The sequence below is a fragment of the Brevibacterium sp. HMSC24B04 genome (assembly GCF_001806835.1).
GTDB lineage: Bacteria > Actinomycetota > Actinomycetes > Actinomycetales > Brevibacteriaceae > Brevibacterium > Brevibacterium ravenspurgense.
Window position 1 is genome coordinate 53,643 of the sequence record NZ_KV786069.1, and the last position, 22,327, is coordinate 75,969.

Consider the following 22,327-nt stretch of genomic DNA (forward strand, 5'->3'; position numbering starts at 1 on the left):
CTCAGCCGCACGGATCAGAGATCAGCTGCGTAGGGTTCGAGCAGACCGCCGACTTCGCCGAGTTCGGCCAGAGCCTGGTCGGGAGCGGCGAAGGTGCGGGGGATGACGGTCAGCCGCTTGGCGTAGTGGCCGATGGGGTATTCCATCGTCATGCCGATGCCGCCGTGCATCTGAATGGACTCCGAGAAGATGTGACGCGCCGACTGGTCGATGATGACCTTGGCGGCGAGCACGTCCGCGTGGCGGGTCTTGGAGGTTCCGTCGGTGTCAGCCTCGATGGCGAGCTTCGAGTACAGCGCCATCGACTTGGCCTCTTCGAGCTTCGCGTAGGCGTCTGCCGCGCGGTGCTGCAGGGTCTGGAAGACGCCGATCGGCACACCGAACTGTTCGCGGGTCTTGAGGTAGTCGGCCGTCATGAACAGTGCGGCTTCCATAGCGCCGACTGCTTCAGCAGCGAGGGCTGCCTGAGCGGTGTCGAGGACGCGCTCAATCGCTGCCGCCGCATAGCCGGCTTCCAGACGCTGGGCTGTCGCACCGTCGAAGAGGACGGATGCGCTGCGCAGGCCGTCAGCCTGGGTGCGCGGGTCGACGGTCACACCGTCGGCATCGGCCTTGACGAGGAACAGGCCGAGCTCACCGTCGACCTTCGCCGTGACAACGAAGGTGTCGGCTGCGTCGCCGCCGATGACCTGCGCCTTTTCACCCGAAACGGTGTAGCCGTCACCGGAGGCCTGCGCCGTGGTGGTCGGGTTGAGGAAGTCGTAGCGGCCGGCGGGTTCCTGCGCGGCGAACGCCAGCTTGAGTTCGCCGGCTGCAACCGCGGGCAGCAGTTCAGCCTTCTGGTCTTCACTGCCTGCGGCCTGGATGAGACCAGCACCCAGGATGACTGTCGGCAGGTAGGGTTCGAGCACGAGTGCGCGGCCGAACGCCTCCATGACGACTGCGACTTCGCCAAAGCCCATGCCGGCGCCGCCGTATTCTTCTTCAATTGGCAGCGACATGAGGCCCAGCTGTGCGAACTGGTCCCACATCTGCTGGCTCCAGCCGGCTTCCGAGCGCAGAATCTCTTCGCGCGCTTCAGCGCTGTACTTGTCTTTCAGCAGGCGGCCGACGGTCGATTTGAGTTCCTGCTGGATGTCATTGAGTTCAAGATCCATTTTCTATACCTCTCGTTCTTCAGCAGGTCACAGACCCAGGATGGCCTTGGAGATGATGGAGCGCTGGACTTCGGAGGAGCCTCCGTAGATCGTCACCTTGCGCATGTTGAAGTAACGTGCCGTGGCAGAGACAGCAGCCTGGGACAGGTTGGTGAAGCCGTCGCGGGTCTGTGCGGAGTCGACGAAGTCCATGCCCTGCGGGGCGACGATGTCCATGAGCAGTTCGGTGATGTCCTGCTGGAGTTCCGAACCGCGCAGCTTGAGGATTGACGACCGCGGGTCGGGTGCGTCGGAGCCTGCAACCTGGGTGGACAGAACGCGCAGCTGCATCATTTCGAGTGCCTTGAGTTCGGCTTCGATCTTGGCGATGCGGGTGGAGTACTGCGGGTCGTCCAGCAGGGAGCCGCGCTGGGTCTTGGTTGCGGCGGCGTAGGCCTTGGCGCGTGCCAGGTTGACCTTGGATTCGCCGACGCGGGCGATTCCGGTGCGTTCGTTGCCCAGGAGGAACTTGGCGTAGGTCCAGCCCTTGTTCTCTTCGCCGACGAGGTTCTCAACGGGAACTTCGACGTTTTCGAAGAACACTTCGTTGACTTCGACGCCTCCGTCGATCGTCTGGATGGGGCGGACGGTCAGGCCGGGGGAGGTCATGTCGATCAGCAGGAATGAAATACCGGCCTGCTTCTTGACGTTGGGGTCGGTGCGGACCAGGCAGAAGATCCAGTCGCCGTACTGGCCGAGCGTGGTCCAGGTCTTCTGGCCGTTGACGATGTACTTGTCGCCGTCGCGCACGGCCGAGGTCTTCAGCGATGCGAGGTCGGAACCGGCGTTGGGTTCGGAAAAGCCCTGCGACCACCAGATGTCGAGGTTGGCGGTGGCCGGCAGGAAGCGGTCCTTGATTTCCTTCGAACCGAAGGTGTCGATCACGGGGCCGACCATGGATGCGTTGAACGGCAGCGGGTGCGGAACGCACGCGGTCTGCATTTCGTCCAGGTAGATGTGGCGCTGGACGGGCGTCCAGTCGCGGCCGCCGTATTCCAGTGACCAGTTGGGGACGGCCAGGCCGTGCTTGTTGAGGATGCGCTGGCTGGTGACCATGTCGTCCTTGGAGACTTCCTGGCCGATTGCCACGCGGTAGCGGATTTCTTCGGGAATCTCAGTGCGGTAGAAGTTCCGCATCTCTTCTGCGAATTCCAACTCTTCTTTGCTGAAAAGGCTGTCCATCGGTCCTCTTCCCCGATCGAATTTGATCGTTCGTTTGGTTGGTTTGAGCCCATACTATGACCCGCGCCGCATTTTGGGAAAATCTGTGTCTGCCAGTACCGGGTAACGAGGTGCCGGGCTGGCTGGCGCTTGGGCTGCCGAGGTGCCGGTTGGGGCCGGGTGGGTCAGCTCTGGGCGGCTTGTTCGGCTCGCTTCTGGCCGGGACCGGTGCGCGGCACGGCGAGCATGAGTACGAGTCCCAGCAGCAGGACGACGATGATGCCGGCGGCACCCGCGCGTTCGAAGCCGAAGATGGTGATCGACAGGCTGAACAGCCACGGGCCCAGGAAGCTGATGGCCCGCCCGGTGGTGGCGTAGAGGCCGAAGTTCTCGCCGGCGCGCTCCGGGGGAGTGATGCGGGTGAGGAACGAACGGCTCGATGCGTTGACCGGCCCGACGAACAGGCACAGGAACAGTGCGCACGCCCAGAACACGGTGGGACTGTCGGAGAGCAGGATGGGCACGGCGCCAATGCACAGGCAGGTCAGGCCCGTGATGATGACCGCTCTGGGGCCAATAGCATCGTCAAGCGGGCCGGACACCAGGCAGCCGATGGCGGCAACGACGTTCGCGGCGATCCCTAGGTAGATGACCTGGGTTTCTGTGAATCCGTAAGCGGAGGCCGCGAGCACACCGGCCACCGCGAAGATCGTGGTCAGGCCATCGCGGAAAACAGCCGATGCGATGAAGAAGACAAAGGTCTGCCGGTCGTTCTGGAAGAGGTCCTTCAGCCTGCGGAACAGGTCCTTGTAGTCCTGCTTCCAGCTGGTGAACCATTCAGCGACCGGGTTCCCGGAACGCGCCCGGGCAGTCTGCACCTGAGCCCCTGACGCATCGCGCGGGGCCAGGAAGATCAGCGGAACAGCCCACACGGCAAACCACACGGCGGTGGCTCCGGCCACCAGTCGGAACCGCCAGCCGCCTTCGCTGACCGCCCCGAACAGCCCCACCTCGGGAAGGATGAAGGCGAACAGCGCAATGAGCAGCATGGCGAGCCCGCCCAGGTAGCCGAAGCCCCAGCCGATGTTCGACACTTTGCCCACGCTGTTCGGTGCGGCAATCCGCCCGAGCATCGCGTTGTAGCTGACCTGGGCCAGTTCGAAGAAAACGGAAGCGGCGGCCAGGAAGATCAGGCCGGGCAGGAAGAACACCGGTTCGCTCTTGATGAACGCCAGCGCGAAAACGCAGGCGACGACAATGCCCGTGTAGATGGTCAGCAGGCGCCGGTGGCGGGACTTCGCATCGGCGCGGGCACCCGCGGCGGGAGCGACAACAGCAACGACCAGGCCCGCCAGACCGGAGGCCCACCCCAGCGCGGCAGCGCCCGAAACCGGGTCCTCGGAAACCGCCTTCACGAGGTACGGGGCGAACACGAAGGTGACGATCACAGCCGAGTAGGCCGAGCTTCCCCAGTCCCACAGAGCCCAGGCCGCAGCCTGCACGAGGTTCGTGCGCGCGGGCGGGGCCGGGTGTCCTGGTTCGGGCGAGGCGCCGGTCGGAGTTCCAGCCGGGACTTCGGACGAGGCGCCGGCTGGCTGGCCGTCGAGCGGGCCGGCTGAGTCAGTGCTTGGGCTCATGTTGTTAAGACTACGGTCAAATTCGGGTGCGTAGAATGATTCCGACTGAAGCAATCCCCTAAGCGCAGGAGTGTTCATGGCAATTGCAACCCCTGATCAGTACGCCGAAATGCTCGACCGGGCCAAGGAGGGCGGTTTCGCCTACCCGGCCATCAACGTCACGAGCTCTCAGACGATCAACGCCGCACTGCGCGGCTTTGCGGAAGCTGAATCCGACGGCATCATCCAGTTCTCCTTCGGCGGTGCTGAATTCGCCTCGGGTGCGACCATCAAGGACCGGATCACCGGTTCGATTGCGCTCGCCGAATACGCGCACACGGTTGCGAAGAACTACGGTGTGACGGTCGCTCTGCACACTGACCACGCGCAGAAGGACAAGGTCGAAGACTGGGTGAAGCCGCTCATCCAGGTCTCCCAGGAGCGCGTCGACCGCGGTGAAGACCCGCTCATCCAGTCGCACATGTGGGACGGTTCGGCCATTGAGGTCGGCGAAAACCTTGAAATCGCCGAAGAGCTGCTCGAACTGACCAGCCGCGCCAAGCAGATCCTCGAAATCGAGGTCGGTGCTGTCGGCGGCGAAGAAGACGGTGTCAAGGGCGGAGAAAACGACAAGCTGTACTCGTCGGTCGAAGACGGTCTGGCAATTGTCGACAAGCTCGGCCTGGGTGAGCGCGGCCGCTACATGACCGCTCTGGTCTTCGGCAACGTCCACGGTGTGTACAAGCCCGAACACGTCCGCCTGCGTCCTGAGCTGCTGAAGGAAATCCAGGACGAGGTCGGTGCGAAGCACGGCAAGGATAAGCCGTTCGACCTGGTGTTCCACGGCGGTTCCGGTTCGACGGCACAGGAAATCGCCGACGCTGTTTCCTACGGCGTCATCAAGATGAACATCGACACCGACACCCAGTACGCGTTCACTCGCCCAGTGGCCGACCACATCTTCACCAACTACGAAGGTGTGCTCAAGGTCGACGGCGAGGTCGGAAACAAGAAGATGTACGACCCGCGCGCATGGGGTCGCGCCGCTGAGGCCGGCATGGCTGCTCGCATTGTCGAGGCCTGCCAGCGCCTCGGCTCCGCCGGCACGAAGATGAGCTGACGGGCTCCCGCCCACCAGAAGTACCAGGCGCCGCTCACCGAAAAAGTGAGCGGCGCCTCGTGCTTGGGGTTAGGTGGATCACAAGTCGGCGCAAAGTCTTGCTATCCTTAACGGAACCTGAGCGGCCTGTAAATAAACACTGAAAGCGGTCGCTGCATTGGTCTGACCGCCCCACCTGGCGGTTCGAAACGAAAGGATGGCTTCATGGCCGTAAAGAAGCGCGCGGCGGGACTTGTTGCCGCAGCTGCCGCCCTCGCACTGGGGCTGAGCGCATGCTCGTCGTCGACCACCGGCGGTTCGGACTCCGGTGAAGGCGGCGCACTGAGCGTCGGCACCACCGACAAGGTCACCGTGCTCGACCCGGCAGGTTCCTACGACAACGGTTCGTTCTTCGTCATGCAGCAGGTGTTCCCGTTCCTCATGGAATACAAGCCCGGAACGTCGGAAATCCGCGAGGGAATCGCGGAATCTGCTGACTTCGTCAAGCCGAACGAATACGAAGTCAAGCTCAAGAAGGACCTCAAGTTCGCCAACGGCAACGACCTGACTGCCTCGGACGTCAAGTTCAGCTTTGAGCGCCAGACCAAGATCCAGGACCCCAACGGCCCGGCTTCGCTGCTGACCGCAATCGAATCGATTGACACCCCGGACGACCACACCGTCGTGTTCAAGCTGAACCGCGAAAACGACCAGACGTTCCCGCTGGTTCTCGCCGGCCCCGCCGGTCCGGTCGTCGACGAAGACGTCTTCGCTGCTGACGCCATCACGAAGGACGACGAAATCGTCAAGGGCAAGGCATTCGCCGGTCCCTACGAAATCTCGACCTACAAGTTCAACGAACTGGTCACCTACAAGAAGTACGACGGCTACAACGGCGGCGGTGACGAGGCCAAGAGCGCCGAAGTGCAGATGAAGTACTACTCCGACGCGAACAACATGAAGCTCGACGTCGAAAAGGGCAGCATCGACGTTGCTTACCGTTCGCTGTCGCCCACGGACATCGCAGACCTCGAGGGCAAGGACAACCTGACCGTCCACAAGGGCCCCGGCGGCGAAATCCGCTACATCGTGTTCAACTTCGACACGATGCCCCACGGTGCCAAGTCGGAAAACCCGGACGAAAAGAAGGCCCTGGCTATCCGCCAGGCCATGGCATCCTCGATTGACCGCGCGGCCATCGCCAAGGACGTCTACAAGGACACCTACCAGCCGCTGTACTCCTACGTGCCCGAAGGCATGCAGGGTGCAAACGAATCGCTCAAGGGCCTCTACGGCGACAAGCAGGGCGGCGCTGACGCTGATGCGGCTAAGAAGTTCCTTGAGGACGCCGGTGTGGAAACCCCGGTCAACATCAAGCTGCAGTACAACCCGGACCACTACGGTCCGTCTTCCGGTGACGAATACGCCGCTGTGAAGAAGCAGCTGGAAGACACCGATCTGTTCAAGGTCGACCTGCAGTCGACGGAATGGGTGCAGTACGCCAAGGACCGCAGCAACGACGTCTACCCGATGTACCAGCTGGGCTGGTTCCCGGACTACTCCGACGGTGACAACTACCTCGTGCCGTTCTTCTACAACACAGAAGAAGAACCGGCGTTCCTGGCCAACCACTTCCAGGACGACAGCATCAACAAGAAGCTGCTCGAACAGGTTTCCCAGCCTGACGCCGGCAAGCGCGAGAAGCTCATCAGCGACATCCAGGACGACCTGGCCAAGCAGCTGCCCACACTGCCGCTGCTGCAGGGCAACCAGATCGCCGTTGCGGACAAGAACGTGAAGGGCGTTGACGAAACGCTCGACCCGTCGTTCCAGTTCCGCCTGTCGATGCTGAGCAAGTAATTACTGAAGAGTGAGGCCGCCGCTGACACTTGATGGACGCGGCGGCCTCGCTCAGTTCTCAGGCTCGCACCAAGGGCCTGCACTCCCTCTACCTACGGAAACTCATATGACAGCCAGTGTCGAAATTCCGGATATTGCATCCGGCCCGGCCGGATCGCAGAAGAAAAAGGCGGCCAAGAGCAGCGGCTCGGGTTTGGGCCGCTACCTGCTGGTCCGGTTCCTCCTCATCATCCCGACGGTGTGGATTCTCACCACGCTCGTCTTCTTCCTCATGCGGGTCACCGGTGACCCCATCACCGCCAGCCTGGGCGGTCGTCTGACAAAAGAACAGCTGGCCCAGCGCGTAGCTGAAGCCGGCTATGACCGGCCGCTGATCGTCCAGTACTTCGAGTACATGGGCAACCTGCTGCGCGGTGACTTCGGCACCACAGTGTCGGACAACCGCCCCGTCACGGAGGTTCTCGCGCAGTACGGAACAGCAACCCTGGAGCTTGTGCTGTTTTCGCTGGTCGTCGCATTCATCGTGGGCATTCCACTGGGCATGATCGCCGCGAAGTACCGCGACCGCGCTCCCGATGCGGTTCTGCGTATCTTCGGCATCCTCGCCTACGCGACCCCGGTGTTCTTCATCGGTCTGCTTCTCAAGCTGGTCTTCGGTGTTCTGTGGCCGGTGCTGCCGGTGGCAGGCCGAGCCTCCGGAAGCACGGAGATTCTGCTTGACGGGGTTGTCGCTCCCACCCGCCTGTACCTGATCGATGCGCTGCGGATCGGTGACTTCGCCGCTGTCAACGACGTTCTGTCCCACGCGGTTCTCCCGGCGATCGCCCTGGGGCTGATCACGGGCGGTACGTTCCTGCGCCTGGTGCGCACCAACCTGATCGGCACCCTGGGTGCCCAGTACATTGAATCGGGCCGCTCCCGAGGTGTCAGCGAGTTCCGTCTGACCACTCGCCACGCGTTCCGGCCGGCTCTCATTCCGATCGTCACCGTCATGGGCATGCAGATCGCCCTCATGCTGGCCGGCGCAGTTCTGACCGAAACGACCTTCGAATGGAAGGGCTTGGGCTTCCAGCTGTTCCAGTACCTGCAGGCGCGTGACTTCGTTGCCGTGCAGGGCATTGTGGTCATGTTGGCGGTCATCGTCGCGGTCACCAACTTCATTGTCGACATCATCGTCGCCTTCATCGACCCCCGAGTGAGGTACTGATGAGCACCCTCAACACTCCCGAAACCCCGTCAGCGGCACCCGCTGCCGGCAAGGACTCCGGCAGCTACGCGCAGAAACCCTGGTGGAAGAAGCTGCCCGTCATCAGCCACGTGCTGCAGTCCTCCGGCCTGCAGCGCGGAATGCTGATCACCGGTCTCATCATCTGCGGCGTTGTGCTCATCTGCGCTGTGTTCGCCCCGCTCATCGCCCCGTACGGCTACGCCGACCTGGGCGATGAAAACGGTCGCTTCGCCCCGCAGCAGGGGCCTTCGGCCCAGCACATCTGGGGCACAACCGTCACCGGCTTCGATGTTTTCTCCCGCGTCATCTGGGGTGCGCGCACAGCGGTGTTCGTCATCGTGGTGGCAGTCATCGCGTCCGTGTTCCTCGGTGTGATCCTCGGTCTGCTGTCCGGCTACATCGGCGGGTGGCTCGACCGCGTGCTCGTGGTCGTGGCCGACGCGATCTACGCGTTCCCGTCGCTGCTGCTGGCAATCGTCATGACGATCGTCATCTCCGGCGGTCAGTCGACCGTCGTCGGCGGTGTTGTCGCAGCCGGAATTTCGATCACCGTCGTGTTCGTCCCGCAGTACTTCCGCGTGGTGCGGTCTGAAACGGTGCGCCTGAAGGCTGAGCCGTTCGTCGAATCCGCACAGGTTCTGGGTGATTCCAACCTGCGGATCATCGCCCGCCACATCTATCCGAACGCCACCCGCAACATCCCGCTGATCTTCACCCTCAACAGCTCCGAGGCGATCCTCACGCTCGCCGCCCTGGGCTTCCTGGGCTTCGGCATCGAACCGACCTCGGCAGCCGAATGGGGCTATGACCTCAACAAGTCGCTCTCAGATGTCACCTCGGGCATCTGGTGGACGGCCCTGTTCCCGGGACTTGCGATCGTGTTTACCGTCATCGGGATCACGCTGGTCGGCGAATCCATGAACGACCTCAACGACCCGCGCCTGCGCCTGCGCAAGAAGTCCCGCCGCAGCCGGAAGGCAAAGGAGAGCAAGAATGTCTGAACATCTGCTGTCTATCGAGGACCTCAACGTCACCTTCACCACCGACGCCGGTGATGTCGACGCCGTCAAGGGCGTAAGCCTCTCCGTCGACCCGGGCGAAGTGCTTGCCGTCGTCGGCGAATCCGGCTCGGGCAAAACCGTCACTGCAAAGACGATCCTGCGACTGCTGCCGGAAACAGCGGTGGCCGACGGCGCTGTCCTCGTTTCAGGCGACAACGTCCTGAAGATGACGCCTGCTCAGCTGACTGCCATGCGCGGCCGCAAAGCCGCCATGGTGTTCCAGGAGCCGTCCACCGCGCTCAACCCCGTGTTCCCCGTCGGCTGGCAGATCACGGAAGGCCTGCGCGCGCACGACCCCAAGGCGAAGAAAAAAGACCTTCGGGCGCGCGCCGTCGAGGCCATGGAGAAGGTCGGCATCCCGCAGGCCGATGAGCGCTTCGACTACTACCCGCACCAGTTCTCGGGTGGGCAGAAGCAGCGCATCGTCATCGCCATGGCGCTCGCACTCGGTGCCGACCTCGTCATTGCGGACGAACCGACAACAGCACTCGACGTTACGGTCCAGTCGGAGATCCTCGACCTCATGCGGTCGCTGAAAGACGAATTCTCCACCGGAATTGTGCTCATCACGCACAACATGGGTGTTGTCGCCGACCTCGCAGACCGCGTTGCCGTTATGTACCGCGGTGAGCTCGTCGAAGTTGCCGACGTGCGCTCGCTGTTTGCCAACCCGCAACACGAGTACACGAAGTCGCTCTTGGCGGCAGTGCCGAAGATCCGCACGCTTAAGAGCGGCCCGGCCACCGGTGCAGAGCCGACAGGCACCTCGGCAGTGGACAAAACCGCGGCACCGGAACAGGCCGACCCCTTTGCCGACGCGAAGACCATCGTCAAGGCGCGCGGCCTCGAAATCACCTACCGCGGCGGCTTCGGCAAACCAGACTTCCAGGCCATCAAGGGCGTTGACTTCGACATCCGCGAAGGCGAGGTCTACGGTCTGGTGGGCGAATCCGGTTCAGGCAAAACCACGATCGGCCGTGCAATCGCCGGCCTGACTCGCGCCAGCGGAGGCTCCCTGCGGGTCTTCGATCAGGAAATGGTCGGATTCAAAGAAAAGGAATTCAAGCCGCTGCGCGAAAAGATCGGCTTCGTCTTCCAAGACCCCGCAGCCTCGTTCAACCCGCACCTGTCGATCGGCGACTGCATTGCTGAACCCTTCCGGGTGCACAGGCCGCGCATGAGCGAACGCGACCGCCGCGGTGAAGTTGTGCGTCTGCTCGACGCCGTGCAGCTGCCGTCCGAATACGCCGACCGCTATCCGCACGAACTGTCCGGCGGTCAGCGTCAGCGCTGCTCGCTGGCCCGCGGCCTGGCGCTGCAGCCCGAACTGGTCGTGGCCGACGAACCCACGTCCGCCCTCGACGTGTCCGTCCAGGCGCGCGTGCTGGAGCTGTTCACCCAGCTGCAGGACGAGTTCGGCTTCGCCGCACTGTTCATCAGCCACGACCTCGCCGTTGTCGACATGCTGTCAGACCGCCTGGGCGTGCTCTTCCACGGCGACCTGCTGGAAGAGGGCACCGGCGAACAGGTGCTCGGCGCGCCGCAGCACACCTACACGCAGCGCCTCATCGCATCGCTTCCTGTTCCCGACCCCGTGGAACAGGAAAGCCGGCGCAAGCTGGCACGCGCACTGCGCGGCTGAGGCCGCGAACCCCACCCGAGCAAACGACGAGGCGCCGCTCAGCTGGAAAGGTGAGCGGCGCCTCGTTCTTGGTATTCGGAGGGCCCTGCGTCACATAAAGGTGCGCAGGCGGTCTTTTGCTTCGTCCGACAGGGGAGCGGAGCGGCGGGGGTTAATGTTCGTCAGCACCATGACCGAGGTTGCCTTCGCACGGACTTCGCCTTCGTTGATGAGCAGCTGCTCCAGGCCGATTGAGGAATTTCCGACCTTCGTCAGGCGCGTGCGGATTTCAACTTCGCCGGGCCACAGCACTTCGGCCAGGTAGTCGATGGTGATGGTCGCAAGCACAAAAGCGTCGTCGTCTGCGAAGATATCCTGCATCGACTGGATGATCTCCACGCGACCGCACTCAAAGTAGGTGGCGTAGACGGCGTTGTTGACGTGGCCCTGCCTGTCAGTGTCGCCGTACCGGATCTTTTCAATTGCAGCCAGCGGGAAATCGCTGGCCTTCGGCTGTTTGTCGCTCATACGGTCAGTCTGCCATGACTGCCGAGCTCCGTGAGTACAGTGGGGTGCGTGAAGAAGTCGGACATTGTCATTGTCGGTGCCGGTGCTGCCGGCACACAGGTCGCCCAGGTGCTGTCGCGTGCTGGCAAGACGGCCGTGCTTGTTGACCCGCGAGACGAACCCGTCGAACTGCCGCCCCTGACCGACGGCCTGTTCGGGGAGGCACTCACCATCACGCCGCTGCCGGTGCCGGAGGGCATCCAGCGCATCACGGCTGAAGCCGTGCGCGTTGAACAGGGCGCTGTGCACCTGGCTGGCGGGCGCGTGCTGGAGGCCGAGTCGATTGTCATTGCCACGGGGCTCACTCCGCGCCCTTCACCCATTCCGGGTGGCTTCACGGTCGGCTCGCTGCCTGGGGCGCAGGCACTGCGCGATGCTGTTGTCGGTAGGGGAGACTCCCTGCCGCGGCTGGGTGTGCTGGGGTCTGGTTTCTTGGCTCTTGAGATCGCGCGCTCTGCTGCAGACCGGGGCGTCGAGGTGTCACTCCACTTGCGCGGTGACCTTCCCCTGCCCGGTGCGAGTCCGGAGCTGGGTCAGGCCGTGCTCGAACTCAATGAGGCTGCTGGCGTGCGCTTTGTTCCCCGTGACCCGAATCCGGATGCGGCGTCCGCCGATGTGTGGGCCGCCGCTGTCGGTTCACGGCCCGCCGTTCCGGAGTGCCCGTGGCCGCTGACGTTCTCCGGCCGTCTGGCCGTGGGTGCTGATCTGCAGGTGGCGCCAGGTGTGTGGGCCATCGGCGACTGCGCCGAAGTCGTCGAAGGGCCGCACGCCGGTCTGGGCGACGGAGGTGCCGAACCAACAGCTCTGTCCCAGGGACTGTGGCTGGGCCGCGTCCTGGCCGGTGAAGATGGTGACGCCGTATGGCGCGAGGTGCCCTCCCGTTGGAGCTTCCAGGGCACCACCCGCGTGTTCACTGCCGGTGCTGCTTACCGGGCGTGCGATCCCACTCCCGTTGTTTTGGGTGATCCTGCCGCAGGCAGGGGGCAGCTGCTGTTCTTCAGCGGGCCTCACGATGACAGCGTGCTTTTTCGGGTAGAAACCATCGGCCTGCCGCCGGCGCACAATGCGGCCAAGCGGCTGCTCGGATCCGTCCTGGCCGAAGGGCTTGAGGCGATTGCGGACGGCCGTGACCTGCCGGGTGCTGTGACGCGTGCTGAAGCCGCCGCGCCGGATTTTGATATGCGCACACGTTCGCGCCAGCCGGCGGGGCGAATCGCCTGAAAGCCACTTGAGCACGGTTTATCCGACCACTCGGTAGAATCTTGGTGTTCATCAACGTCTAAGGAAGAGTCGCGCGTTCATGTCAATGAGTGATTTCGCCGCTGAGCACTCACTCGAGCGGGTGGGCGCCAGGGCGCCGTTTTTCACCTATATGCGCGAAGTGTGGCGGCGGCGCGACTTCACGGTGACACTGGCTCGCTACCGCATGCGCAGCGCCAATGAGCGCAACCGGCTGGGTCAGATGTGGGTGCTCCTGCGCCCATCGTTCTCCGCCCTCATCTACGGTCTGGTGTTCGGCTTCATCCTCGCCGGCAGCCGACCGCCAAACTTCGCCCCCTACGTCATCATCGGCGTGTTCATGCTCGAGTTCTACAACTCGTCCATGAACGGCGGAGCGAAGTCGATCATCTCGAACACCGCGCTCGTGCAGTCCCTGCCGTTCCCGCGCATGGTGCTGCCGCTGGCGAAGGTGCTCGAAGAGTTCTTCAACTTCATCCCAACCCTGCTGCTCATGGCGGTGCTCGTCATGATCGGCGGTGACCTCCCGAACCTCCAGTGGCTGCTCATGATCCCGCTGGTGGCGCTGTTCGCAATCCTCAACACCGGGGTCGCTCTCATCTTCGCTCGCCTGACGGTGCACTTCCGCGACCTGAGCCAGCTGACCCCGTTCATTTCGCGCATGATCTTCTACACCTCGGGAGTGTTCTTCAACCCCCTTGCGCTTGTTGAAGATAAGCCGGTCCTCAAGGCGATCTTCGACTGGCACCCCCTGTTCGAGGTGCTGTCACTGGGACGCGGAATCCTCATGGGCGCCTACGAAATTCACTGGAACTACTGGTGGCACCTGGCGGTGTGGGCATTCAGCCTGCTGATCATCGGCACAATCTTCTTCTGGCGAGCAGAGGAGCGCTATGGTCGAGAAAACTGATATCGATTCCAAGCCGCGCGAAGGCGAACCGGTTGTCGTCGTCGACGACCTCCACGTGACGTTCAAAACACTGGCCACAGGCAAACACCTGGCCCCGGGGCAGACCGGCGGGCTGTTCCAGCGCAAACGCAGCTACAAGGAAGTCGAAGCCCTCAAAGGCGTGTCCTTCACCGCCAACGCCAACGAGTCGATTGGCGTCATCGGCACGAACGGGTCCGGCAAATCGACCCTGATGCGGGCACTCACCGGGCTCATCCCTCCCACCCAGGGAGCCGTCTACGCAAGGTCCCGACCCAACCTTCTGGGTGTCGGTGCGGCACTCATCCGCGACCTTTCCGGCGGTCAGAACATCATCCTGGGTGGTCTGGCCATGGGCATGAAGCGCGAAGAGATCGAAGAGAAGTACGACGAGATCGTCGAATTCACCGGTCTGCAGGAATTCATCGACATGCCGATGCGCACCTACTCGTCCGGTATGACCGCCCGGCTGAAGTTCGCCATTGCCACGGCCAAGGACTATGAAATCCTCATCGTCGACGAAGCCCTGGCAGTCGGCGACCGCCAGTTCCAGGAAAAGTCTGAAGCCCGCATCCGCGGCATCCGCGAATCTGCCGGTACCGTCTTCCTCGTTTCACACTCCATGCGGTCTATTCGCGACACGTGCAACAGGACAATCTGGATTGAAAAGGGCGTCCTCATGGCCGACGGCGACACCGACGACGTCGTCAAAGAATACGAAGCACACAGGTGAGCTGCGTGAGCATTGACCTTTCCCAACTGTGGGAACTCGATGAGCGTCCCGGCGTATCCTTCATCATGCCGGTGCTCAACGAAGAGAGCCGGATAGAACGCGCCGTGCAGACGGTGCTGAACCAGGAGTACCTGGGGCCAAAGGAAATCGTCATAGGCTTGGGGCCTTCAACCGACCGGACAGCTGAAATCGCCGAGCGCATGGCCCGCGATGATGCGCGCGTCCACGTGGTGCACAACCCCGCGGGCGATACTCCCACGAGCCTCAATCTGGCGATTGCCGAAACCCGCTATCCGGTCATCATCCGGGTTGACGCGCACTCGGAACTGCCGCCGGACTACGCAGCGATCGGAGTTGACACTCTGCGTGAAACGGGCGCTGCGAACGTCGGCGGGCTCATGCGCGCGGTGGGGGAGACCCCGTTCCAAAAAGCCGTTGCTCGTGCCTACATGTCGCCGATTGGCCTGGGCGGACCCGCCTACCATTCGGGTGCGAAAGCAGGCCCGAGCGAATCGGCCTACCTGGGCATCTTCCGCCGCGAAGTGTTCGAACTCCTGGGCGGCTTTGATCCCACCCTGCGCCGGGGGCAGGACTGGGAGCTCAACCTGCGTATCCGTGCGGCGGGCGGACTCGTGTGGTTCAACCCGGAACTCGTCGTCACCTACTGGCCGCGCGCCGATATTCGCAGCGTGGCCCAACAGTTCTATGCGACGGGCAAGTGGCGTGCTGAAATCGTGCGCCGACACAGCACCCGCAACAGCCTGCGCTATTTCGCCCCGCCCGTGCTGGTTGCCGGCTTGGCGACCGCCGCAGTGGGAACAGCGCTGCAGGCCACCGGCGCGGCTCGTCGCCTGCCTTCACCCGTGCGGTGGGGAATCGGCGCAGCACAAGTCGGCGCCGCCTCCTACGCCGCCGTCGTGTCAGCGCTCGCGCTGACGGCGAAGGATGCTGACAGGCAGGAGCGTGCAGCCTTCGCCGCGGCCGTGCCGACCATGCACATTGCGTGGGGAACCGGCTTCCTCAAGGGCATCGTCACGGGAGCCGACCACAGCGATGCCGACCGATCAAGAACAGAGGCGCGCGGCACCTCGGCAGAAGACAGGACAGAAGAACAGGACCGCCCATGAGCAAGAAGTTTGAGTTCGGCAAACAGCCGGCGAAGGGTTTCAACGCCCCGCTCATTGCGGGTGGGCTCGTGCTGGTGGGCATCCTGATTGCCGTGGCGGTTTTTGTCCTCATGCCCAAAGACCGGCTGACTGTCGACGGCCTCAACACACCTGCCGTGGCGGCACTCGGCGGAGGTTCGGACTCTCTGCCGGCAAATTCACTTGAAGCGGTCGAAGAGAACGCCAAGTTCGGCTACCTCCCGGCGGTTGACCTGGCGAAAACCGCCGATGGCGACCTCGTGCTGGCTGATGCAGAATCCGCGCAGGCGGACCTCAACCTGGCCCAGCCTTTGAACGAAACGCCAACTGACAAGTTCCTGTCGTCCAAGATTCCGCCCGCCAAGGGCAAAGGCGACAGTGGGGAGCAGACCCGCCCGGGCACCCCAATCACCTTTGACGACGCCATGAAGCGCTACGGCAAGTACCTGGTGTTCGCACCCCGCGTGGAATCGCAGGAAGTGCTGGGCGACGTCCTGGACATCACCGAAAAGCGCTCAGACCCGGATGCGCTCATTGTGCGCTCGACATCGCTCGAAGTGCTCAGCACCGCCGAAGAAGCCGGTGCCACCGGTATGTACATCGGAGAAGTCACCTCGACCACCCCCGGCCAGCTGCAGGAAGCCGGAGTTTCGATGGTCGCGCTGGAAGCCGGCGAAGACAGCCTTGACACGGATGCCTACGACAGCGCGGGAATTCGCGTGTGGGCTTCCGGTGTTGCCTCAGAAAAGCAACTCAAGGTGCTTGAGCAGGACGGCATCTTCGGCGCCCTGACCACTGATCCCTTTGCCGTCCAGCCGCCCGCTGTCAAAAGCAACAAGTGAATCGCGCCCCGCGCTTTCGCAGCTGAAGGAGAAACATGAGCCAGCCACTCGGCAAACCCGCACACATCGGCAATCTCGACGCTTCGCAGCTGGGCCCCCAGCCCACCTACCTGCCGGATGACCACCCGGATGTCGAGGCGCGCCGCCGCCTGGACGCCGGCGAAGAGCCCACTGACGTGGCCCACGACCTCCCGGCGTCCTGCCTGGCATGGGCCGAACTGTCCGACGAGGCCTTCTCCGAGGGTCGCCTGGTCGACTCCTACGCCTACGCCCGCGTGGGCTACCACCGTGGCCTCGACGCTCTGCGCCAGGCCGGTTGGCGCGGTGTCGGGCCGATTCCGTACTCCCACGAGGTCAACCGCGGCTTCCTCCACGCCCTGTACAACCTGGGCCGGGCTGCCGCCGGCATCGGCGAAGCAGAAGAGGCCCAGCGGATTGAGAAGTTCCTCCGCGACTCCGATCCGGAGGCCATTGACCGCATCGGCTCTGGAAGCTGACGAGGCGCCGCTCGCCTTAGCCTGTGACTGACCGGGGCTGCTCCTGACGTGTGGGGCTGCCCCGGTTTTGTCTGCCGGCGGGGTGCTCGTGGGCCCCGTCATTGCGCAGTGCCCCGCATCACATTTCTGCCCATCCGATAGAATGGGGTGGCAACGGCGGTCATCCGCCTTTTTGTATGCGCTTAATGTGCGAAGAAGTCAACGTGAGGTGACGAATGCCTGCAATCGTGGTCGTCGGTGCCCAGTGGGGCGACGAAGGCAAGGGCAAGACCACAGACATCCTGGGTACCCAGGTCGACTACGTCGTGAAGCCCAACGGCGGCAACAACGCCGGGCACACGGTGGTCGTCGGCGGCGAAAAGTACGAACTCAAGCTGCTGCCCGCAGGTATTCTGTCGCCGAATGTCACGCCTGTGATCGGCAACGGCGTCGTCGTCAACCTCGAAGCGCTGTTCGACGAAATCGAGGGCCTGGAAGCACGCGGTGCTGACACCTCGAAGCTCAAGATCTCCGCCAACGCGCACCTGGTGGCACCTTTCCACCAAACGCTGGACAAGGTTACGGAGCGCTTCCTGGGCAAACGCGCAATCGGCACCACCGGCCGCGGAATCGGTCCCACCTACATGGACAAGACCGCACGCCTGGGCATCCGCGTGCAGGACCTTTTCGACGAATCGATCCTGCGTCAGAAGATCGAAGGCTCCCTGCGCCAGAAGAACGAACTTCTGGTCAAGGTGTACAACCGCCGCGATGTTACGGTCGACGAAATCATGGAGTACTTTGCGCAGTACCGCGACCGCATTGCGCCGATGGTGGCGGAAACCGAACTGCTGCTCAACAAGGCACTCGATGAAGGCAAGGTCGTTGTCATGGAAGGCGGCCAGGCCACCATGCTCGATGTTGACCACGGCACCTACCCGTTTGTCACCTCGTCTAACCCCACCGCCGGCGGTGCCTGCGTCGGCACCGGTATCGGCCCCACCCGCATCAACCGGGTCGTCGGCATCGTGAAGGCCTACACCACCCGCGTGGGCGCAGGCCCATTCCCCACGGAGCTGTTTGACGACATGGGCGAATACCTGCAGAAGCAGGGCGGCGAATTCGGCGTCAACACCGGCCGTCCGCGCCGCTGCGGCTGGTTCGATTCAGTCATCGCCCGCTACGCAAGCCGCGTCAACGGCTTCACCGACTACGTGCTGACCAAACTCGACGTGCTCGACGACCTGGACGAAATTCCAGTGTGCGTGGCCTACGACGTCGACGGTGAGCGCTTCGACGAAATGCCGATGTCCCAGTCGGACTTCCACCACGCCAAGCCGATCTACGAAACCTTCCCCGGCTGGAAGGAAGACATCTCCGGCTGCCGCACTTTCGATGACCTGCCGAAGAACGCACAGGACTACGTGCTGGCGCTCGAACGCATGTCCGGCTGCCGAATCTCGGTCATCGGTGTGGGCCCCGACCGCGAACAGTCGATCGTCCGCCACGACCTGCTGGACTGATCTGCTGAGTTGATCTGCTCAGGGGTGCGTGCCGGTTACCCTTGTGGCATGCACTCAACCCCGCAGATACCCGAACCCGCGCAGAAGGTTCCCCACGAGCGGACCTTCCACGGCGACACGTTCGTCGACAACTACGAATGGATGCGCGACAAAGACAGCCCGCAGGTCCGTGACTACCTGGACCGCGAAAACGCGTACACGGATGCTCGCACGGAGCACCTGAACGGCCTGCGTGAGCGGATTTTCGACGAGATCCGTTCGCGAACAAAGGAAACCGACCTCTCAGTTCCCGCCCGCCGCGGCGACCATTGGTACTTCACCCGCACCTCGGAGGGGAAGAACTACCCGGCCTACTGCCGTGTCCCAGTGCGCGACGCTGACAGCTGGACCCCACCCGGCATCGAACCGGGTGTTGCTCTGGACGGCGAAGAACAGCTCATCGACTTCAACGCTGAAGCCGGTGACAGCAGCTTCTTCGCAGTCGGCTCTCTCGATGTTTCCCCCGACGGCAAGCTGCTCATCTACGCCGTCGACAGGGTTGGCGATGAGCGCTTCACACTGCGCATCCGCAACTTGGAAACCGGTGAAGATCTGCCCGACGAAATCTCCGGCATCTTCTACGGCGCCTGCTTCGACGGCACCGGCAAGCACATCTACTACACAACAGTCGATGATTCCTGGCGCCCTGACACCGTGTGGCGGCACACCCTGGGTGCGTCGACGGACAGCGACGAGGCTGTGTTCCGAGAAGACGACGAAAGGTTCTTCGTCGGCGCTGAGCTCTCCCGCACCGGTGACTACCTATTCATCGCGACCGAAGCGAAGACCACGTCCGGCACCTGGTTCATCCCCACCTCGGACCCGACTGCCGAACCGCAGCCGGTGTGGCCGCGTGAGCAGGACGTCGACTATTCGGTCGAACACGCCGTGATCGATGGGGAAGACCGCTTCCTTATCGTCCACAACCGCGACCGAGCCGACTTCGACATCGTCGAGGTGCCAGCGACAGCCCCTGACACCTCGGCAGCCCCTGGCACCTCGGGAGACTCCGCGGATCAGGTGCGCCGCGTGCTGCGGGATGTCAGCGGCATGCGCATTGAAGAAGTCCAGGCGTTCAGCGGCCTCATCGCCGTCGGCTACAGGCGCGCGGGCTTTGCCCGAGTCGGCATCATCGACCTGAACGCGGCAGCCGAAGACGGCGTGCGCCCGATGACGGAAGTCGACTCCGGTGAAGACGCCGGCTACCGCTTCATTGCAGCGGACAACCGCTCCTTCGACCAGCCGCACGTGCGAGTGACGATGGGTTCGCTCGTCCGTCCGCACACGGTCGCTGACTGCACTCCGACCAGCACGCAGATCCGCAAGGTGACAGAAGTGCCCGGTGTGGACCTCGGCGCGTACTCGCAGACTCTGGAGTGGGCAACGGCGGCCGACGGCACGCAGATCCCGGTGAGCCTCGTGTGGCGGACCGACGCTGTTGACCGCAGCGGCCCGGCACCGCTCAACCTGTACGGCTACGGCAGCTACGAAGCTTCCATGGACCCGGCGTTCGCAGCGGCTCGCCTGAGCCTGCTGGACCGCGGCGTCGTGTTCGCGATCGCCCACATTCGCGGTGGTGGCGAAATGGGCCGCCACTGGTACGAACAGGGCCGCATGGAGTTCAAGAAGAACACCTTCACCGACTTCATCGACGTTGCCGACCACCTGATCAGCACCGGCTGGACGACAGCCGATCGGATGGTTGCCCGCGGCGGTTCCGCCGGCGGTCTGCTTATGGGCGCGGTAGCCAACATGGCCCCGGACCGCTTCGCCGGGATCATCGCGGACGTTCCCTTCGTCGATTCGCTCACCTCGATGCTCATGCCGGAACTGCCGCTGACCGTCATTGAATGGGAAGAGTGGGGCGACCCGCTGCACTCGAAGGAGTTCTACGAGTACATGCGCAGCTACGCGCCGTACGAAAACGTCACGCAGCAGGAGTACCCGCCGATTTTGGCGATCACATCGCTCAACGACACCCGCGTGCTGTACGTCGAACCCGCCAAGTGGACGGCCCGTCTGCGTGAAGTCGGCGCCGATGTCATCCTCAAAACCGACATGACCTCTGGTCACGGTGGAGCATCCGGCCGCTATGACTCGTGGCGCGAAGCAGCATTCTGGATGGCCTGGATGCTTGACCGCCTGGGCCTGGCCGAAAGCGGTGAGAAGTGAGTCCCGCACTCATCGCGGCAGCCGTCTTCACCCTGCTGGGCTTCGGCGTGGCAGCACTTCTGTGGTTTCCGACCCGCGACGCTGCCGCCGGCCGGCTTGGCCCCAACGACCGGTGGGGCATCCGCATGGGTGCCACCCGCCGCTCGCCTGAAGTGTGGCAGCACGCCCACCGGGCCGCGTTCATCTACATCGCCGCAGCACCGTGGATCGCCGTGATCTCACTGCTGGCCACAATCGCCCTGGCCGTGTGGGTCAGCGAAGGCGGGGCGCTCATGATGGCGCTGCTGGGCCTGTGCGGGCAGATCTTCATCGGCATCTTCGGCACCGTCTTCGCCATCATCGCCGCCCGCGGCAAACGGTAGACCGTCGGTTCCGGAACCGGTGCCCAGCGGCACCCGAACCGGACCGCGGACAGCAAGCGGCGCCTCGTCAGAAGAATGACGAGGCGCCGCTTGGCTCTGTGCCAGTGTTAGGTGATCAGCTCGCCAGGGTCAGCTGCCCAAGCGCTTGGATGCGATCTCAGCGCCCTGTGCGAGGCTTTCGAGCTTCGCCCAGGCGATTTCGGGGTGGACGCGTCCGCCCAAACCGCAGTCGGTCGAGGCGACGACGTTTTCGGGGCCCACCAGGCGGGCAAAGCGCTCAATGCGGTCTGCCACCAGCTGCGGGTGCTCCACGATGTTCGTCGAGTGGGACACGATGCCGGGGATGATGTACTTGCCGTCGGGCAGCTTGGTGTCCTCCCAGATGCGCCATTCGTGTTCGTGGCGGACGTTCGCGGCTTCGAAGGTGATGCCGGCGGCGTTGATGCTCAGTACATCGTCGACGATCTCTTCGAAGGGCAGGTCCGTAACGTGCGGGCCGTGCCAGGATCCCCAACAGGTGTGGAAGCGCACCTGCTGCGGGTCGATGCCGCGCAGTGCGTAGTTGAGCGCCTCAATGCGGGGGCGCGTGAATTCGCGGTACTCCTCGAACGTGGGGGCGGGGTTGATCTGGTCCCAGTTCTCAGCAATCGAAGGGTCGTCGATCTGGATGATGAACCCGGCTTCGGCAATCGCCAGGTACTCTTCGCGGAAGACATCGGCCATGGCCCAGATGAACTCTTCCGCGGTGTCGTAGTAGCCGTTCTCGATGCGTGCGGCAGAGCTTGGGCCGAGCGAGTTGATGTAGGCGGTCGACGGGTCGACGCCGGCTGCCTCGCAGGCCTTCTTCAGGTTCTGGATGTCACGCTGGATGAGCTCCTGGCCGACGTAGCGCACCGGCTCAACGGCCACGGGGAACTGCTGCTGCTGTCCGGTGTCAGCGCCAGAAGCTTCCACGTCGCCGTACACGCCGGGGAACAGGTGGCGGTCGCGGCGGTCGGGAAAGCTGGTCAGCACAACCTTGCCCGGTTCAGAGCGGACCGGGGGAGCATTGTGGAAGTGCACATCCTGCAGTTCAAGGCCCGAGGTGCGCTCAAAGGAGTAGTGCCACCAGGCGCCGTAGTCCCTTTCGGCGGCCATGGCGTGACCGTATTCGCCGTCATTGACTTCCGTGATGCCGACGTCCTTCTGGCGCTTGACGATGTCGACAACGGAATCGGTCAGCAGCTGTCCGAACTCGTCTGTGTCGATGTTGTCATCAAAGCGTGCGGCGTTGGCGGTAATCAGCTTGTCGGTGCGCGGCAGTGATCCGGCGTGAGAAACGCGAATGGTCATGATGCTCCTTTCTGGATGAATTTTTTTCATCATATGAACGGGCAAACATGTGTGCTGTGGTGTTGACGCATTTCGGAACATTCGCGAAAACACAAGCGGCGCCTCGTCATAAAGTGACGAGGCGCCG

Annotated in this window: 19 protein-coding genes; 14 read left to right on the forward strand and 5 right to left on the reverse strand. The window is 63.4% G+C overall.

Annotated features, from left to right (window positions below; all coding sequences use genetic code 11):
* Positions 1-14: 14 nt before the first annotated feature.
* The 3 genes from HMPREF3092_RS01605 to HMPREF3092_RS01615 form a co-directional block, all read right to left on the reverse strand.
* A complete protein-coding gene (locus HMPREF3092_RS01605) occupies positions 15-1,157 on the reverse strand; it encodes an acyl-CoA dehydrogenase family protein (protein ID WP_070423614.1) in 1,143 nt (380 codons plus the stop codon).
* 27 nt (positions 1,158-1,184) lie between these two features.
* Positions 1,185-2,378 carry an acyl-CoA dehydrogenase family protein gene (locus tag HMPREF3092_RS01610; RefSeq protein WP_070423615.1) on the reverse strand — a complete coding sequence of 398 codons (1,194 nt, stop codon included), beginning with the start codon at positions 2,376-2,378 and terminating at the stop codon, positions 1,185-1,187.
* Positions 2,379-2,542: 164 nt separating this feature from the next.
* Positions 2,543-3,994: an MFS transporter gene (locus HMPREF3092_RS01615; RefSeq protein ID WP_256174354.1), complete on the reverse strand. Its 1,452-nt coding sequence runs from the start codon at positions 3,992-3,994 to the stop codon at positions 2,543-2,545.
* A 76-nt stretch (positions 3,995-4,070) separates the two neighbouring features.
* Between HMPREF3092_RS01615 and fbaA the strand changes: the two genes are divergently transcribed.
* The 5 genes from fbaA to HMPREF3092_RS01640 all read left to right on the forward strand — a co-directional run bounded on the left by fbaA (position 4,071) and on the right by HMPREF3092_RS01640 (position 10,863).
* Positions 4,071-5,093, forward strand: coding sequence for a class II fructose-bisphosphate aldolase (fbaA, locus tag HMPREF3092_RS01620; protein WP_070423616.1), 1,023 nt, complete (start codon positions 4,071-4,073; stop codon positions 5,091-5,093).
* A 204-nt stretch (positions 5,094-5,297) separates the two neighbouring features.
* Positions 5,298-6,932: an ABC transporter substrate-binding protein gene (locus HMPREF3092_RS01625; RefSeq protein ID WP_070423617.1), complete on the forward strand. Its 1,635-nt coding sequence runs from the start codon at positions 5,298-5,300 to the stop codon at positions 6,930-6,932.
* Between the two features lie 106 nt (positions 6,933-7,038).
* Positions 7,039-8,139, forward strand: coding sequence for an ABC transporter permease (locus HMPREF3092_RS01630; RefSeq protein ID WP_070423618.1), 1,101 nt, complete (start codon positions 7,039-7,041; stop codon positions 8,137-8,139).
* Complete coding sequence (locus HMPREF3092_RS01635; protein WP_062022684.1) at positions 8,139-9,161, forward strand: ABC transporter permease; 1,023 nt, start codon at positions 8,139-8,141, stop codon at positions 9,159-9,161. The genes HMPREF3092_RS01630 and HMPREF3092_RS01635 overlap by 1 nt, the downstream gene beginning before the upstream one ends.
* Positions 9,154-10,863, forward strand: a complete 1,710-nt coding sequence (locus HMPREF3092_RS01640; RefSeq protein WP_070423619.1) for a dipeptide ABC transporter ATP-binding protein — start codon at positions 9,154-9,156, stop codon at positions 10,861-10,863. The genes HMPREF3092_RS01635 and HMPREF3092_RS01640 overlap by 8 nt, the downstream gene beginning before the upstream one ends.
* A gap of 90 nt (positions 10,864-10,953) precedes the next feature.
* Here HMPREF3092_RS01640 and HMPREF3092_RS01645 read toward each other — a convergent pair whose 3' ends face one another.
* Positions 10,954-11,370, reverse strand: coding sequence for an acyl-CoA thioesterase (locus tag HMPREF3092_RS01645; protein WP_070423620.1), 417 nt, complete (start codon positions 11,368-11,370; stop codon positions 10,954-10,956).
* A 48-nt stretch (positions 11,371-11,418) separates the two neighbouring features.
* Here HMPREF3092_RS01645 and HMPREF3092_RS01650 point away from each other — a divergent pair, with 48 nt between their 5' ends.
* From HMPREF3092_RS01650 to HMPREF3092_RS01690, 9 genes are all read left to right on the forward strand, one after another.
* Positions 11,419-12,630 (forward strand): FAD-dependent oxidoreductase, encoded by a 1,212-nt coding sequence (locus tag HMPREF3092_RS01650; RefSeq protein WP_070423621.1) that lies wholly within the window; start codon positions 11,419-11,421, stop codon positions 12,628-12,630.
* 79 nt (positions 12,631-12,709) lie between these two features.
* Positions 12,710-13,558, forward strand: a complete 849-nt coding sequence (locus HMPREF3092_RS01655) for an ABC transporter permease (protein WP_026022848.1) — start codon at positions 12,710-12,712, stop codon at positions 13,556-13,558.
* The gene (locus tag HMPREF3092_RS01660) at positions 13,542-14,309 is read left to right on the forward strand and encodes an ABC transporter ATP-binding protein (protein WP_019175901.1); all 768 of its coding nucleotides are present in this window, start codon (positions 13,542-13,544) and stop codon (positions 14,307-14,309) included. The genes HMPREF3092_RS01655 and HMPREF3092_RS01660 overlap by 17 nt, the downstream gene beginning before the upstream one ends.
* A gap of 5 nt (positions 14,310-14,314) precedes the next feature.
* A complete protein-coding gene (locus HMPREF3092_RS01665; protein WP_083274196.1) occupies positions 14,315-15,436 on the forward strand; it encodes a glycosyltransferase family 2 protein in 1,122 nt (373 codons plus the stop codon).
* Positions 15,433-16,296: a PI-PLC domain-containing protein gene (locus HMPREF3092_RS01670; RefSeq protein ID WP_070423622.1), complete on the forward strand. Its 864-nt coding sequence runs from the start codon at positions 15,433-15,435 to the stop codon at positions 16,294-16,296. Before HMPREF3092_RS01665 ends, HMPREF3092_RS01670 begins: the two co-directional genes overlap by 4 nt.
* A 35-nt stretch (positions 16,297-16,331) precedes the next feature.
* Entirely contained in the window at positions 16,332-16,793 is a 462-nt protein-coding gene (locus HMPREF3092_RS01675) for a DUF3151 domain-containing protein (RefSeq protein WP_019175898.1), read from the forward strand.
* A 215-nt stretch (positions 16,794-17,008) separates the two neighbouring features.
* A complete protein-coding gene (locus HMPREF3092_RS01680; RefSeq protein WP_070423623.1) occupies positions 17,009-18,295 on the forward strand; it encodes an adenylosuccinate synthase in 1,287 nt (428 codons plus the stop codon).
* A 48-nt stretch (positions 18,296-18,343) separates the two neighbouring features.
* Positions 18,344-20,506: a S9 family peptidase gene (locus tag HMPREF3092_RS01685; RefSeq protein ID WP_070423624.1), complete on the forward strand. Its 2,163-nt coding sequence runs from the start codon at positions 18,344-18,346 to the stop codon at positions 20,504-20,506.
* Positions 20,503-20,868, forward strand: coding sequence for an SdpI family protein (locus HMPREF3092_RS01690; protein WP_070423625.1), 366 nt, complete (start codon positions 20,503-20,505; stop codon positions 20,866-20,868). The genes HMPREF3092_RS01685 and HMPREF3092_RS01690 overlap by 4 nt, the downstream gene beginning before the upstream one ends.
* Before the next feature lie 129 nt (positions 20,869-20,997).
* Here HMPREF3092_RS01690 and HMPREF3092_RS01695 read toward each other — a convergent pair whose 3' ends face one another.
* Positions 20,998-22,200 carry a cobalamin-independent methionine synthase II family protein gene (locus HMPREF3092_RS01695; RefSeq protein WP_083274194.1) on the reverse strand — a complete coding sequence of 401 codons (1,203 nt, stop codon included), beginning with the start codon at positions 22,198-22,200 and terminating at the stop codon, positions 20,998-21,000.
* Positions 22,201-22,327 lie beyond the last annotated feature (127 nt).

Bases quoted from the DNA above. Each gene is read 5' to 3' on its own strand.
- HMPREF3092_RS01605 (WP_070423614.1), bottom strand. From the start codon at position 1,157: ATGGATCTTGAACTCAATGACATCCAGCAGGAACTCAAATCGACCGTC.
- HMPREF3092_RS01610 (WP_070423615.1), bottom strand. From the start codon at position 2,378: ATGGACAGCCTTTTCAGCAAAGAAGAGTTGGAATTCGCAGAAGAGATG.
- HMPREF3092_RS01615 (WP_256174354.1), bottom strand. From the start codon at position 3,994: ATGAGCCCAAGCACTGACTCAGCCGGCCCGCTCGACGGCCAGCCAGCC.
- fbaA (WP_070423616.1), top strand. From the start codon at position 4,071: ATGGCAATTGCAACCCCTGATCAGTACGCCGAAATGCTCGACCGGGCC.
- HMPREF3092_RS01625 (WP_070423617.1), top strand. From the start codon at position 5,298: ATGGCCGTAAAGAAGCGCGCGGCGGGACTTGTTGCCGCAGCTGCCGCC.
- HMPREF3092_RS01630 (WP_070423618.1), top strand. From the start codon at position 7,039: ATGACAGCCAGTGTCGAAATTCCGGATATTGCATCCGGCCCGGCCGGA.
- HMPREF3092_RS01635 (WP_062022684.1), top strand. From the start codon at position 8,139: ATGAGCACCCTCAACACTCCCGAAACCCCGTCAGCGGCACCCGCTGCC.
- HMPREF3092_RS01640 (WP_070423619.1), top strand. From the start codon at position 9,154: ATGTCTGAACATCTGCTGTCTATCGAGGACCTCAACGTCACCTTCACC.
- HMPREF3092_RS01645 (WP_070423620.1), bottom strand. From the start codon at position 11,370: ATGAGCGACAAACAGCCGAAGGCCAGCGATTTCCCGCTGGCTGCAATT.
- HMPREF3092_RS01655 (WP_026022848.1), top strand. From the start codon at position 12,710: ATGTCAATGAGTGATTTCGCCGCTGAGCACTCACTCGAGCGGGTGGGC.
- HMPREF3092_RS01660 (WP_019175901.1), top strand. From the start codon at position 13,542: ATGGTCGAGAAAACTGATATCGATTCCAAGCCGCGCGAAGGCGAACCG.
- HMPREF3092_RS01670 (WP_070423622.1), top strand. From the start codon at position 15,433: ATGAGCAAGAAGTTTGAGTTCGGCAAACAGCCGGCGAAGGGTTTCAAC.
- HMPREF3092_RS01675 (WP_019175898.1), top strand. From the start codon at position 16,332: ATGAGCCAGCCACTCGGCAAACCCGCACACATCGGCAATCTCGACGCT.
- HMPREF3092_RS01680 (WP_070423623.1), top strand. From the start codon at position 17,009: ATGCCTGCAATCGTGGTCGTCGGTGCCCAGTGGGGCGACGAAGGCAAG.
- HMPREF3092_RS01685 (WP_070423624.1), top strand. From the start codon at position 18,344: ATGCACTCAACCCCGCAGATACCCGAACCCGCGCAGAAGGTTCCCCAC.
- HMPREF3092_RS01695 (WP_083274194.1), bottom strand. From the start codon at position 22,200: ATGACCATTCGCGTTTCTCACGCCGGATCACTGCCGCGCACCGACAAG.